We start from the raw sequence: 13,616 nt of genomic DNA on the forward strand, positions 1-13,616 counted from the left end.
TCCCCTGTAGGAGTGAGCCTGCTCGCGATGGCGTCATTGCAGACTATATAAAACTTCAACTACCACTCTCGGTCCTGCGACTGCTCACCTCAGCCGGCACATCATCCCCGGCCATGCGCTTGCGGAACAACGCCGCCCGCGCCAGCAGCAGGGTGGTCACCGGCACGGTGATCGCCAACAGAATCGGAATCAGCCAGGCATGCATCACCGGCCCGGACTTGAGTGCCGAAAAACAGATGATCGACGCCAGTGCCACACACCATGCGCCCAGCGTCGAGGCCAGCGCCGGCGGGTGCATGCGCTGGAAGTAATCCTTCATGCGCAGCAATCCGGTCGCGCCAATCAGTGCAAACACCCCGCTGAGCACCAGCAGGATCGCCACCGGAATCTCCACCCACAATGACAATTCAGCATTCATTCGATCACCTCGCCACGCAGCAGGAATTTCGCCAGCGCAAACGAGCCGACGAAGCCGAACAGCGCGATCAGCAGCGCCGCCTCGAAATAAGTGTCACTGGAATAACGAATGCCCAGGGTCAGCATCATCAGCATGGCGACGATGTACAGGTAATCCAGCGCGAGTACCCGATCCTGTGCCGACGGCCCCTTGAACAGGCGAATCAAGGTCAGGACCATTGCCAGCGAGAACAGGAACAGCGTCAGCAGAATCGCGTTCGACAGCAGCGGGCTCATTCGAAAATCTCCATCAACGGCTGCTCGTAGGCAGTCTTGAAGTGGTGGATGAAGTGCGCCTCGTCATCCAGATCCCAGACATGCAGCAGCAGAATGCTGCGATCCAGCGCCAGCTCCGACCACACGGTGCCGGGCACCACGGTGCAGATCATCGCCAGCGCCGCCAGACCGTTGGCATCGCGCAGGTCCAGCGGGACTTTGACGAAGCCTGAGCGCGGCGGGCGGCGACCGGCGTTGAGCACGCCCCAGGCGACGATCAGGTTGGAAAGGATCACGTCACGGCCGACCATCACGAACAGGCGCAAAATCGTCAGCGGGCGGCGGATGCGCACCTGTTTCGGACGCAGCTTGCGCATCATCAATGGTGCGGCGAACCCGAGGATTGCGCCGAGCAGCAGGTTGCCCGGGCTGACAGACAGGTTCAGCGTCAGCCACAAAACCCACAACGCCAGTGACAGTAATGGAGCCGGAAACACGCGCTTCATGGCTGCACCTCCAGCATCGCCGCTTTGGCTTCAGGGCTGGGAACGGCGCGGGTGCCGAGCACCGCCATTACGTATTGCTGCGGGTTGTTCAGCGCGTCGGCGGTGGCCTGGGTGTAACGCAGCAGCGGTTCGGCCTTGAAGGTCAGCGCGATGCTCAGCCCCAGCAACAGGAAGATCGGTGCGCATTCAAGCTTGCGCAGCAGCGGCGAAGGGCGCTCCTCGGGCGTCCAGAAACGCTGGATGCCCATGCGCGCGAATGCCATCAACGAGGCCAGTCCGGACAGGATCAGCAGCGCCAGCAACGCCCAGGCTGCGTTCGAGATCGGTGCCTCGCCGCCCAGCCCCAGCGGATTGAGCAGCGCACCGATCAGGTTGAGCTTGCCGATGAACCCGGACAGCGGCGGCATGCCGATGATCAGCAGCGCGCAGGCAATGAAACTCAGGCCGAGAAACGCCATGGTCCACGGGATGACCTGACCGACCACGGCTTTCTGCTCGTCATCGAGGTTGATGCCTTTGGGCGGTTGCAGGGATTCCTGCGGACGCGGCAGCAACTCGCTTTCGTCCTCCAGCGGGATTTCGTTGGCCGAACGCGAACGCTCGATCAACTCCGCCAGCAGGAACAGCGCACTCAGTGCCAGGGTCGAGCTGACCAGATAGAACAGCGCCGCGCCGATCAGGTTTGGCTGGGCGAAACCCACCGCCGACAACAGAATCCCCGCCGACACCAGAATGCTCAGGCTGGCCATGCGCTCCAGACGCTGTGCAGCCAGAATCGCCAGCGCCGCGCAGGCGATGGTCGCCATGCCGCCGTAGATGAGCCAGTCGCCACCGAAGAAGGCCGAGGCTCCGGCCTGACTGGAAAACAGCAGCGTCCACAGGCGCAGCAGGGTGTAGACGCCGACCTTGGTCATGATCGCGAACATCGCCGCCACCGGCGCGCTGGCCGAGGAGTAGGCCGGCACCAGCCAGAAGTTCAGCGGCCACATGCCGGCCTTGGCCAGGAATGCCACCGCAAGAATCCCCGCGCCGGCGTGCAGCAAGCCACGGTCGGCTTCCGGAACCAGCGGAATTTTCAGCGCCAGATCGGCCATGTTCAGCGTACCGGTGACGCCATAGATCAGCGCCGCGCCAATCAGGAACAGCGACGAGGCCAGCAGGTTGATCGAGATGTAATGCAGCCCCGACGACACCCGCGCCCGACCCGAACCGTGCAGCAACAGGCCATACGAGGCGGCGAGCAGCACCTCGAAGAACACGAACAGGTTGAACAGGTCGGCGGTGAGGAAGGCGCCATACAGGCCCATCAGCTGAATCTGGAACAACGCGTGGAAGCTCGATCCCGCGCCGTCCCAGCGCGCCATGGCGAACAGCAGGGCGCTGACGCCGATGATCCCGGTCAGCACCAGCATCAAGGCCGATAGGCGATCAACCACCAGTACGATGCCGAACGGCGCCTGCCAGTTGCCCGGCAGGTACACGCCGATGGAGCCGGGCACGCCGGTGGTTTGCGTCCACTGCAGCAGCATCACCGAAATGAACAGGCCGACAAGGCTGGAGAACAGGTTGATTTTCGCCTTCAACGGTCGGTGCTTTTCGCCGAGCATCAACATGATGGCGGCGGTCAGCAGCGGCAGCAGGATCGGTGCGGCGATCAGGTGAGTCATCGCCGTCATTCCTTGGGCTCCCGGCCGTCGACGTGGTCGGTGCCGGTCAGGCCCCGCGACGCCAGCAGCACCACCAGGAACAGCGCGGTCATGGCGAAGCTGATGACGATCGCGGTCAGCACCAGTGCCTGCGGCAGCGGATCGGTGTAGTGCAGCAGGTCCTGGGTCACGCCGTCCTTGATCACCGGCTCTTTACCGATGAACAGGCTGCCCATGCTGAAGATGAACAGGTTGACCGCGTAGGACAGCAGGCACAGGCCCATGACCACCTGAAACGTCCGTGGCCGCAGCACCAGCCAGACCCCGGAGGCGGCGAGCACGCCGATGGCGATTGCGATGACTTCTTCCATCAGACGGCTCCTTTGCTGGCGACGGACTTGGGCAGCGACGCGGTCTTGTGACCCCGCACCGATTGGTGGGCGAGTGCGGTGAGGATCAGCAGTGTCGAGCCCACGACCACGGCGTACACGCCGATATCGAAGAACAGCGCGCTGGCGATATGGATCTCGCCCAGCAGCGGCAAGGCGAAATGCCAGGTGTGGGTGGTCAGGAACGGATAACCGACCGCCATCGCCCCGAGACCAGTGGCGGTGGCGAACAGCAGCCCGGTGCCCATCCAGCGCAGCGGTCGCAGGCTCATTTGCGCCTCGACCCACTGCGTGCCGGCGACCATGTATTGCAGGATGAACGCCACCGACATCACCAGTCCGGCGACGAAACCGCCGCCCGGCTGGTTGTGACCGCGCATGAACAGGTAGCACGACACCACCAGCGCAATCGGCAGCAACAGGCGCACCAGCACCGCTGGCACCATCATGAAGCCGAGTGCGGTGTCGCTGGCGCTGCGCGGGTTGACCAGATCGGTGACCACGTCCGGCGCGAGCAGGCGTTGCTGGGCCGGCAGTTGCAGGCTTTCTTTCGGCGGGCGGAAGCGGCGCAGCAGGGCGAACACGGTCAGCGCCACGGCCACCAGCACGGTGATTTCACCGAGGGTGTCGAAGCCGCGGAAGTCCACCAGCATCACGTTGACCACGTTGCTGCCACCGCCCTCGGGCATGGCCCGGCTGAGGTAGAACGAGGAAATGTCGTTGGGCGTTTGCCGCGTCAGCATCGCGTAGGACAGCAGCGCCATGCCGGCGCCGACGGCAATCGACAGCAGCAAGTCGCGCAAGCGGCGCACCCGGGCCTTGCGCAGGCTCGACGGCAGTGGCGAGACTTCTTCGATGCGTCGCGGCAGCCAGCGCAGGCCGAGCAGGATCAACACCGTGGTCACCACTTCCACCGCCAGTTGCGTCAGGGCCAGATCCGGCGCCGAGAACCAGACGAAGGTCACGCAGGTCATCAACCCGCAGACGCTGACCATGGTCAGGGCGGCGAGACGGTGATACTTGGCCTGCCACGCGGCGCCGAGGGCGCAGGCAATCGCCAGCAGCCACAGGGTGACGAACACGATCGAACCCGGAATCTTCGGCCGGTCGCCCCAGCTCAGGCTGCTGTGCAACATCGGGATCAGGCCGGCGAGCACTGCCGCCAAGACCATCAGGAACAGTTGCATTTGCAGGCGGCGGGTGCCGAGTCGGCGTTCGACCCGACGGGCCATGCGCATCATCAGCACCAGACTGCGCTCGAACAGGCGCTTGCCGTTGAAGCGACCCACCAGCGGCGGGTATTTGAAGCGGCCCCGCTTGAGCTGGTTGCGCAGCAGCAGATAGACCACGATGCCGCTGGACATGGCGATCAGGCTCATGATCATCGGCGCGTTCAGACCGTGCCAGATCGCCAGGCTGTATTCCGGCAGCGTCCCGCCCACCACCGGCAGCGCGGCAGCCGCGAGCAGTGGGCCGACCACTTGCGCCGGGAAGATCCCGACGACCAGACAGGTGAACACCAGCAGCTCGACTGGCGCACGCATCCAGCGCGGCGGTTCGTGCGGGGTGTGCGGCAGGTCGGTGGCGGTAGGGCCGAAAAACACGTCGACGGTAAAGCGCAGCGAGTAGGCGACGCTGAAGGTACCGGCAATGGTCGCGACAATCGGCAACGCTGCTTCGACCCACGCGGTGGCGTTGATGAACACGGTTTCGGCGAAGAACATTTCTTTCGACAGAAAGCCGTTGAGCAACGGCACGCCAGCCATCGACGCACTGGCGACCATGGCCAATGTGGCGGTGAACGGAATCAGTTTGATCAGGCCGCTGAGTTTGCGGATGTCACGGGTGCCGCTTTCGTGGTCGATGATCCCGGCGGCCATAAACAGCGAAGCCTTGAAGGTCGCGTGGTTGAGAATGTGGAACACCGCGGCAACGGCTGCCAGCGGACTGTTCAGGCCCAACAAAAGAGTAATCAGTCCGAGGTGGCTGATTGTCGAGTAAGCCAGCAGGCCCTTGAGGTCGTTCTGGAACATCGCGCAGTAGGCGCCGAGCAACAACGTACACGCACCGGCGCCGCTGACGATGTAGAACCATTCTTCACTGCCGGACAATGACGGCCACAGACGCGCAAGCAGAAACACTCCAGCCTTGACCATGGTCGCCGAGTGTAGATAGGCCGAAACCGGAGTGGGCGCCGCCATGGCGTGCGGTAGCCAGAAATGGAAGGGGAACTGGGCGCTTTTGCTTAGGGCGCCAATGAGGATGAGGGGAAGCAGGATAGGGTAGAGGGCATGTGCGCGAATCTGATCGCCGGCGGCCAGGACCTTGTCCAGGTCATAGCTGCCGACGACATGGCCGAGGATCATGACCCCCGCCAGCAGGCACAATCCTCCCGCACCGGTGACCATCAGCGCCATGTAGGCGCCACGCCGGGCATCGGAGCGGTGGTGCCAGTAGCCGATCAACAGGAACGAGAAGAGGCTGGTCAGCTCCCAGAAGAACACGATCTGGATCAGGTTGCCGGAGATCACCAGCCCGAGCATGGCGCCCATGAACGCCAGGAAAAAGGCGAAGAAGCGCGGCACCGGGTCGTCCGGCGACATGTAATAACGCGCATATAAAGAGACCAGAGCGCCGATGCCCAGCACCAGCAACGAGAACAACCAGGCGAAGCCGTCCATGCGCAGGACGAAATTCAAACCGAGGCTGGGCAGCCACATGAATTCTTCGCGGATCACCCCGCCGTGGGCGATTTGCGGGTACAACAGCGCGACCTGCACGGTGCCGATCAAAGCGACCAGACCTGCCAACAGGGATTCGGTATTACGCGCGTTGTGTGGCAGCACCGCTGCCAGACAGCTGCCAATGAATGGCAGAAGCAGTAGAACTATCAGGGACATAGGCTTCTAATCTGCGGAAGTTTGTGAAGCATCATACGTGCCAGCTCCCTGATTACCAAACGCCAGGATGTCTCAGAATCCTACAAAGTAGTCTGGAATTTTCTGTTTGGCATTGTTTCAGGTAGATGGATATTGCTTGGAATGGCCTCATCGCGAGCAGGCTCACTCCTACAGGGGAAACGCATTTCAATTGTAGGAGTGAGCCTGCTCGCGATAGCTACGGTTCAGGCACTAAAGATATTGCGGATTAACCTTGGGTCTCCCGCTCCAGCTCCGCGTCTTCTTCGACAACCTTACCCTTGGTCTTCAGCTCGCTGACAATCACCGCCGCCACAATCAACCCCGCACCCACCAGCGCAATCGCCGGCAAGCGCTCCCCGGCGATTCGCCCGACGATCCCGGCCCACACCGGCTCACCGGCATAGATCAACGTCGCCCGGGTCGGCGAAACGCTTTTCTGCGCCCAGTTCATCGCCACCTGAATCGCCGCACTCGCCGCGCCGAGTCCCAGCGCGGTCACCAGCAAGGTCCAGGAAAAATCCGGAAGCGCTTCACCGGTCGGCACCACCAGCAGGAACGACAGCACCGAGGTCGCCGCCAGTTGCACCACGGTCACCCGGCGTACATCGACTTGACCGGCATAGGTGCTGATCAAAATGATCTCGGCGGCTATCGCGATGGCGCTGATCAGCGTGGCGATTTCGCCGGGGCTGAAGTTCAGCGCGGCCCCGGACGGCCCGGACAACAGCATCAAACCGGTAAACGCCAGCATGATGCCAATGCTCGGCATCAACCCCGGCCGACGGCCCAGCACCAGCCATTGCAGCAACGGCACGAAGGGCACGTACAGTGCGGTGATGAATGCCGACTGACTGCTCGGGATCGTTTGCAGACCAACCGTCTGCAAGCCATAACCGAGCATGATCGCCACGCCGATGAACGATCCGGCCTTGATCTCGACCAGGGTCAGTTCACGCAAGTGGCGCCAGGAGAACAGCGCGACAATGGCGGCCGCAGCGGCAAACCGCAGGCCGACAAAGAACATCGGTCCACTGACGGTCATGGCGTGTTGCACCAGCAGAAACGTACCGCCCCAGACCATGGTGATCAGCACCAGCACGCACTCGGCCTTGCTGAAACGGGAGAAGCGAAGAGGTGTGGGGGAGCTGTTCACTGACGTCATGTCCTTGCGCACTATAAAAGGCAGGACGCACAATGCGCCCAACGTTGCGCAGTATACTGCCCAACCCCACCGAGTGAGCAATATAGTGCACAAAGATTCCAGCCAACGGGCGTCCGTCCTGCAACACGTCAGCCACAACGTTCGGCGCCTGCGCCACGCTGCCGACATGAGCCAGACCGCGCTGGCCGAAAAGTCCGGCGTCAGTCGGCGCATGCTGGTGGCGATCGAGGCCGGGGAAAAGAATGTCAGCCTGACCACCCTCGATCGCGTTGCCGAAGCGCTCGACGTGGCCTTCAGCGACCTGATCCAGGCACCCGACGCGCGCGACCCGAGCCGCATCAACGAAGTAGCGTGGGCAGGTTCCATTCCCGGGAGCAAAGCGGTGCTGCTGTCCAAGGCCACCGCCACCCGTGAAGTCGAACAGTGGGAATGGTGCCTGCAACCGGGCGAGGTCTATCCGTCGCAACCGGATGCCGATGGCTGGAGCGAGCAGATTTATGTGTTCGAAGGTTGCCTGACGTTAACGGTGGGGGATGTGACCAATACCATTGCGACCGGCGAGTTTTTCATGTTTGCCAGCAACCAGCCCCATGGCTATCGCAATGACGGGCCGGTGGCGGTGCGTTTTGTGCGCAATGTGGTGATTTGAATGAGTCAGAACGCAGACATCCTGATCATCGGCGGTGGCCTCAGCGGCACGATGCTGGCCGTGCAATTGCTGCGACTGCCCGGCCAGCGTCGGATCCTGATCATCGAACCGCGCGCCGAACTCGGTCGCGGTGAAGCTTACAGCGCCGTCGAACTGGGCCACACGCTCAACGGCAATGCGGCGCGCATGAGTGTCGACCCCGATAACCCCGATGACCTGACTCAATGGCTGACCGCGCACATCGCTGCCGGTGGCTGGCCGGAATCTGCCGAGCAGAATGTGCCGATCAGTGAGCTGTTCCCGCCGCGCGGGCTGTTTGGCGTTTATGTGCAGCAGCGTCTGGCCGAGGCGCGCGTCGTTGGTGCGCAGTATGGTTCAACCGTCGAGCACGTTCGCGCTGAAGTCGTCGATCTGCAAACTGATGCGGATTCGGTGCAAATGAGCTTGAGCAATGGGCAGACTCTGCGCGGCGCCTATGCCGTGCTCGCTACGGGCATGTTCCCCGCCGCGCGCACGCCGCAGAAAGAGTCCAGCGGCCTGAACGCCGCAGCGCTTGATCCGTGGGATGTCGCCGCCATGCGTCAGCTCGATCCGCAGTCGACTGTGCTGATCATCGGCTCCGGCCTGACCATGGTCGATGCCGTGGTTTCACTGGAGCAGGCCGGTCATCGCGGGCCGATCGAAGTGTTTTCCCGTCACGGACTGTTGCCCCATGTGCGTCGGCAACCGCCGGCGTGGGTGGATTTTCTTGCCGAAGATCAGAGCATTCGCACACCTCGACAGTTGTTGCGTGAGCTGCGCAGGCATTGCCGCGAGGCGATCGCTCAGGGCATCGACTGGCAGGCGCCGCTGGACACGGTGCGCGCGCATATCGGGCGATTGTGGAGTCAGGCGACTGACGTTGAGCGTCGACAATTCGTACGCCATGTGCGGCCGTGGTGGGAAAGCCATCATCATCGTTCGCCGCCGCTGAGTGCCCAATTGGTCGAGCGGTTGCAGGGCGAAGGGCGGTTGCGGACTCAGGCAGCGTCGTTCAAAGGGTTAGAGCCTTGCGCGGAGGGCGGCGTGAGCATTCGCATTCGTCGCCGTGGTGATGCTGAAACCTGCTTAATTCATGGCGCAGCGCTGATTAATTCCAGCGGCATTGAATATGACTGGCGTCGGGTCGCGCGGCCATTGCCGCAGCAGTTGTTGGCGCGCGGACTGGTGCGGTCGGGGCCGTTGGCGTTGGGGATCGCGGCTGCGATTGATGGTGCGGTGCTGAACGAACACGGGCAGGTAGCGAACCGGCTGTTCGCCATGGGCCCTCCGTTGCGAGGGATGTGGTGGGAGAGTACGGCGGTGACGGATGTGGCGTCACAGGCGAAGGCGTTGGCTCTGAGGCTGGTGCGGTGAAGTCGAGGTTGCCGTTGGTCGGAATAAAGGCCCCGCCTGTAATTTCTGACAGTTGTGGACCTCCGGCGGCAGGGTCCTAATGGCTACGCAGCGATACCTTCGCGTGCTCAACCTGTTTTTAGAGGAATAAAGAAATGGCTAAGAATCTTGAACAACTTGTAATCAAAGAAGCTGTAGGCGGCATCGTAAAAATGACCGATGTCCCTGAGGGTGCTACTGCACAGATCCCGCCGGGTTTTTTGGCGGAGAGTGATCACATTCCATTTTTCGTTCAGGTTATTTTAGATGGCACGTGGATCGGTGAAAGATTTTCCGGTACCACTCCTTATTCGGAGACTATCGAGATAAAAGTACCTCGCGAAGACTTGCTAGAACATGCAGGCCCGCAGGGCGCTAAGTTTGCCTATGTGGTGAATTTGGGCGGAAATGAAGTGGACGCACCTTTTACGGAGTACAAAATTATTCATTAGGTTAGAGGTCTGTCGGGAAAATCCATTGGCATCCGGCGTTTAGGGCGCCGCATGTCAATGGAAGTCTTGCTTTGATCGCTGGCAAGACAGCTCCCAAGGTTTTGGGTGTGCCTGAACGTGTGTTACGCCACCACCCTATAGCACGGCACATACGCCGCGCCGCCCGGCAGTTTCATCCGGTGCTGGGCGACGAAGGCTTTGAGCAGCGCGTCGAGCGGTTGCATGATCGCCGCGTCACCACGGATCTGGTACGGCCCGTGCTCTTCAATCAGGCGAATACCCTTGTCCTTGACGTTGCCGGCGACAATCCCGGAGAACGCGCGGCGCAGGTTGGCGGCCAGTTCGTGGGGCGGCTGGTCGCGGTGCAGCTTGAGGTTGGCCATGTTCTCGTGGGTCGGATCGAACGGGCGCTGGAAGCTTTCGTCGATCTTCAGCAGCCAGTTGAAGTGGAACGCGTCGTTGCGCTCGCGGCGGAACTGCTTCACCGCTTTGAGGCCGGCGGTCATCTGCCGCGCGACTTCGGCCGGGTCGTCGATGATGATCTCGTAGTGCTGCTTCGCCGCATCGCCGAGGGTGGCGGTGACGAAGGCATCAAGCTGTTCCAGATACGGCGCGGCATGTTTCGGCCCGGTCAGGATCACCGGGAACGGCAGGCCGGCGTTGTCCGGGTGCATCAGGATACCCAGCAGGTACAGGAACTCTTCGGCGGTGCCAGCGCCGCCCGGGAAGATGATGATGCCGTGGCCAACACGCACGAACGCTTCCAGACGTTTTTCGATGTCCGGCAAGATCACCAGCTCATTGACGATCGGGTTCGGCGCTTCGGCGGCGATGATCCCCGGCTCGGTCAGGCCGAGGTAGCGCCCGCCATGGATGCGCTGCTTGGCGTGGGCGATGGTCGCGCCCTTCATCGGGCCTTTCATCACGCCGGGGCCGCAACCGGTGCAGATATCGAGGCTGCGCAGGCCCAGTTCGTGGCCGACTTTCTTGGTGTATTTGTATTCTTCGGTATTGATCGAGTGACCGCCCCAGCACACGACGATTTTCGGCTCCACGCCGGGGCGCAGGGTGCGCGCGTTGCGCAGCAGGTGGAACACGTAGTCGCTGATGCCTTGCGAGGTGCTGAGGTCGATGCGTTGGCTGTCGAGTTCGTTTTCGGTGTAGACGATGTCACGCAGGGCGCTGAACAGCATCTCGCGGGTGCTGGCGATCATTTCGCCGTCGACGAACGCGTCGGCCGGGGCGTTCAGCAGTTCGAGGCGCACGCCGCGATCCTGCTGGTGAATGCGGATTTCGAAGTCCTTGTAGGCTTCGAGGATGGTCTTGGCGTTGTCGACATGCGCGCCGGTATTGAGGATGGCCAGGGCGCACTGGCGGAAGAGGGTGTAGGTGCTGCCGGATCCGGCTTCGCTCAGTTGCTGAACTTCACGTTGAGAAAGAGTTTCCAGGCTGCCTTTCGGGCTGACCGAGGCATTGATTACGTGTCGTTGGGTCATGCAATGATCCTTAAAACGATGTCATCCCTGAACCAGGCGGATGGCATCCGAATAGTGTGTATCCATGAATGAAGATGGCACGATCTGCGCTGTACCGCCATGTCCCCGTTGGACGCTGAAAAGATGAAAAGGGCCCCCAGCATAGCTAAATCCCCGAGAGAGGCGATAATGCGCAGCGAGTTTTTTCCGTTGCCCTTTTATCGCTCAAGGAAGTCATGCCTGATGTTCGAGATCCAGCCGATGGACCCAGCAACGTTTCGCCAGCAGACGCGCCGCAGCACGTTGATCATTGCCGTGCTGTTCCTGGTGCTGGCGATGGTGCTTTCGACGGCGGCGGTGGCGCTGTTCGGCGAGCCTGGCGGGGATAACCTGCGGTTCAATGTCGGCGGGGTGTTCGTCGCGTTTCTGCTGACGGCGGCGCTGCTGCGCGGGCAGTTCTGGCAGCAGCCGTGGATGGCACCGGCGGTCTACAGCTGGCGGCTCAAACGCAGTCTGATGAGCGTGACCAACGTGATGCATCAGGTGACCGCAGCGGTGGAACAGAATGATCCGACCGCGATGAAGGTCTTGCGCTTCTATCATCTGGGCCTGACACAGATGCACGAACTGGACGGTAACTCCAGCGATCATGCGCAGTTGCGCCGGGAAGTCGAAGCGCACAAGGAGCGGATGCAGGCACTGGGTCTGGAGATCGACCAGAAGCGCCTGGATCCAGCCTGGCTGCAAACCTTGAAACCCGCCGCGCGTTAAAACGGAATACGGCTGGCGCGGCGCAGTTTCCACGCACGGGCCAGACGCCCGTAGACCAGCAGGTTGATCACCAGCACCACGCTGCCCAGCGCCAACTGGATCTGTGGCGTCAGACCTGCGGGGTAGATGATCGGCCAGATGTAGTGCTCGATGAAGCCGCCGGCGTATTCGGTCTGCCCGGCGGCGTGGCGCATCAGGTTTTCCCAGTAGGTCAACGGACAGGTCAGGTGCAACACCTCGACCGCCACGCCCCATGCAGCCGCCGGCAGATGCAGCCACATCAGGCGTGGCCACTTGAGCACCAGCAGCCCGCCGAACAGCACAAACAGAATGAATGACAGATGGAACAGCACCAGCCCGTCGGCTGCGATTCGGTACAGCATGTCGTCTCCCTGACGTGGTTGTGAAGGCCTCCATGGTACGCCGACAGCGGACTCGGGACGCGGCGATTTAGCGCAAGTGCGCAAGATTGTTCAAGCCACGAAGGGGCACTTGCTGGCAGAGTCTGCGACCGTTTCCTCGGTTGAAGAGCGTTATGTCTGACTCACTTATGCCGCGCCGTGCGTTTCTTCGCGGCGCTGCGGCGATCATGCCGTTATCACTGGCGACGGCGCCGTGGGGGCTGCTGGCCGGCTCCATGGCGATCGAAGCCAATCTCACGCCGTTACAGGGGCAGGGCCTGTCGAGCATCGTGTTTGCAGGGGCCGCGCAACTGGTGGCGATCGGTATGCTCAAGGGGGGTGCCGGGATTTTCTCGATCCTGCTGACCACGCTGCTGCTGACCTCGCAGCACTTGCTGTACGGGATGAGCATGCGCTCAGTGATTTCGCCGCTGCCCGGACGCTGGCGCATCGGCCTGGGCTTTTTGCTCACCGATGAACTGTTCGCCCTGACCAGTCAGCATGATCGTCAGCAGTTCAACCGCTGGTACGCCTTGGGCGTCGGCCTGACGTTCTATATCGCCTGGAACCTGTTCACCCTGGCCGGCATCGTGTTGGGCAGCAGCATTCCGGGGCTTGAGCACTTGGGGCTGGATTTCTCGATTGCCGCCACTTTCATCGCATTGATCACCCCGGTGGTGCGTAACGTGCCGACCGTGGTGTGTGTGGCGGTGTCGCTGTTCTGCTCGGTGCTGTTCAGTTATTGGCAGTGGGGCTCGGCACTGGTGTTGTCGGGCCTGGCGGGGATGACCGCAGGATTTGTCTGCAACAAGCTGTATCGGGGGCGCACATGATGGTCTGGGCAGTGATTTTCGGCATGGGGATTCTGGTGTTCCTCAACCGTTACGTGTTTCTCGAACCGCGCCTGCCGCTGCGCTTGAGCAGCAACGCACGGCAATTTCTCGGGTTTGCCGTACCGGGAATGCTCACAGCGATCTGCGGGCCGATCGTGTTCATGCCGGACAAACAGTTGAATTTGCAGTGGGATAATCCGTATTTGCTGAGTTCGCTCGTAGCGATCGGGCTGGTGCTGTACACCCGCAATACCTTGCTCAGCATGCTCTTGAGCATGGCGTTTTTCTTTTTGCTGCGCTGGTGGTTGTAAGTTGCCAGGAAAAAA

Annotated in this window: 15 protein-coding genes; 6 read left to right on the forward strand and 9 right to left on the reverse strand. The window is 61.8% G+C overall.

Features of this window, described 5'->3' with window-relative positions; translation table 11 throughout:
• Positions 1 to 55: 55 nt before the first annotated feature.
• From CRO59_RS07395 to CRO59_RS07425, 7 genes are all read right to left on the reverse strand, one after another.
• On the reverse strand, positions 56 to 418 hold the full coding sequence (locus CRO59_RS07395; protein WP_027612967.1) for a Na+/H+ antiporter subunit G: 363 nt from the start codon (positions 416 to 418) through the stop codon (positions 56 to 58).
• Entirely contained in the window at positions 415 to 693 is a 279-nt protein-coding gene (locus tag CRO59_RS07400) for a K+/H+ antiporter subunit F (protein WP_003225959.1), read from the reverse strand. The genes CRO59_RS07395 and CRO59_RS07400 overlap by 4 nt, the downstream gene beginning before the upstream one ends.
• Entirely contained in the window at positions 690 to 1,178 is a 489-nt protein-coding gene (locus CRO59_RS07405) for a Na+/H+ antiporter subunit E (RefSeq protein WP_097090308.1), read from the reverse strand. The genes CRO59_RS07400 and CRO59_RS07405 overlap by 4 nt, the downstream gene beginning before the upstream one ends.
• Entirely contained in the window at positions 1,175 to 2,854 is a 1,680-nt protein-coding gene (locus CRO59_RS07410) for a monovalent cation/H+ antiporter subunit D (protein ID WP_097090309.1), read from the reverse strand. Before CRO59_RS07410 ends, CRO59_RS07405 begins: the two co-directional genes overlap by 4 nt.
• Positions 2,851 to 3,195, reverse strand: coding sequence for a Na+/H+ antiporter subunit C (locus CRO59_RS07415; protein WP_003225953.1), 345 nt, complete (start codon positions 3,193 to 3,195; stop codon positions 2,851 to 2,853). The genes CRO59_RS07410 and CRO59_RS07415 overlap by 4 nt, the downstream gene beginning before the upstream one ends.
• Entirely contained in the window at positions 3,195 to 6,113 is a 2,919-nt protein-coding gene (locus CRO59_RS07420; protein ID WP_097090310.1) for a monovalent cation/H+ antiporter subunit A, read from the reverse strand. Before CRO59_RS07420 ends, CRO59_RS07415 begins: the two co-directional genes overlap by 1 nt.
• A 247-nt stretch (positions 6,114 to 6,360) precedes the next feature.
• Entirely contained in the window at positions 6,361 to 7,296 is a 936-nt protein-coding gene (locus tag CRO59_RS07425) for a DMT family transporter (RefSeq protein ID WP_097090311.1), read from the reverse strand.
• An 85-nt stretch (positions 7,297 to 7,381) separates the two neighbouring features.
• Here CRO59_RS07425 and CRO59_RS07430 point away from each other — a divergent pair, with 85 nt between their 5' ends.
• The 3 genes from CRO59_RS07430 to CRO59_RS07440 all read left to right on the forward strand — a co-directional run bounded on the left by CRO59_RS07430 (position 7,382) and on the right by CRO59_RS07440 (position 9,810).
• Positions 7,382 to 7,945: a helix-turn-helix domain-containing protein gene (locus CRO59_RS07430; protein ID WP_095136485.1), complete on the forward strand. Its 564-nt coding sequence runs from the start codon at positions 7,382 to 7,384 to the stop codon at positions 7,943 to 7,945.
• Complete coding sequence (locus tag CRO59_RS07435) at positions 7,946 to 9,340, forward strand: FAD/NAD(P)-binding protein (protein ID WP_097090312.1); 1,395 nt, start codon at positions 7,946 to 7,948, stop codon at positions 9,338 to 9,340. It begins immediately after the preceding gene.
• A 134-nt stretch (positions 9,341 to 9,474) separates the two neighbouring features.
• Complete coding sequence (locus tag CRO59_RS07440) at positions 9,475 to 9,810, forward strand: hypothetical protein (protein WP_096796386.1); 336 nt, start codon at positions 9,475 to 9,477, stop codon at positions 9,808 to 9,810.
• 122 nt (positions 9,811 to 9,932) lie between these two features.
• On the opposite strand, the gene ppnN is transcribed toward CRO59_RS07440, so the two are convergent.
• The gene (gene ppnN, locus CRO59_RS07445; protein ID WP_027612974.1) at positions 9,933 to 11,306 is read right to left on the reverse strand and encodes a nucleotide 5'-monophosphate nucleosidase PpnN; all 1,374 of its coding nucleotides are present in this window, start codon (positions 11,304 to 11,306) and stop codon (positions 9,933 to 9,935) included.
• Positions 11,307 to 11,528: 222 nt separating this feature from the next.
• Between ppnN and CRO59_RS07450 the strand changes: the two genes are divergently transcribed.
• Positions 11,529 to 12,056, forward strand: a complete 528-nt coding sequence (locus CRO59_RS07450; protein WP_097090313.1) for a DUF3087 domain-containing protein — start codon at positions 11,529 to 11,531, stop codon at positions 12,054 to 12,056.
• On the opposite strand, the gene CRO59_RS07455 is transcribed toward CRO59_RS07450, so the two are convergent.
• Positions 12,053 to 12,439 carry a DUF2784 domain-containing protein gene (locus CRO59_RS07455; protein WP_027612976.1) on the reverse strand — a complete coding sequence of 129 codons (387 nt, stop codon included), beginning with the start codon at positions 12,437 to 12,439 and terminating at the stop codon, positions 12,053 to 12,055. The genes CRO59_RS07450 and CRO59_RS07455 overlap by 4 nt on opposite strands.
• Before the next feature lie 152 nt (positions 12,440 to 12,591).
• Between CRO59_RS07455 and CRO59_RS07460 the strand changes: the two genes are divergently transcribed.
• Both CRO59_RS07460 and CRO59_RS07465 read left to right on the forward strand, forming a co-directional pair.
• A complete protein-coding gene (locus tag CRO59_RS07460; protein ID WP_027612977.1) occupies positions 12,592 to 13,290 on the forward strand; it encodes an AzlC family ABC transporter permease in 699 nt (232 codons plus the stop codon).
• A complete protein-coding gene (locus CRO59_RS07465) occupies positions 13,290 to 13,601 on the forward strand; it encodes an AzlD domain-containing protein (RefSeq protein ID WP_166497451.1) in 312 nt (103 codons plus the stop codon). Before CRO59_RS07460 ends, CRO59_RS07465 begins: the two co-directional genes overlap by 1 nt.
• Positions 13,602 to 13,616: the final 15 nt, after the last annotated feature.

Source organism: Pseudomonas sp. LAMO17WK12:I5, assembly GCF_900215165.1.
Taxonomy (GTDB): Bacteria; Pseudomonadota; Gammaproteobacteria; order Pseudomonadales; family Pseudomonadaceae; genus Aquipseudomonas; species Aquipseudomonas putida_A.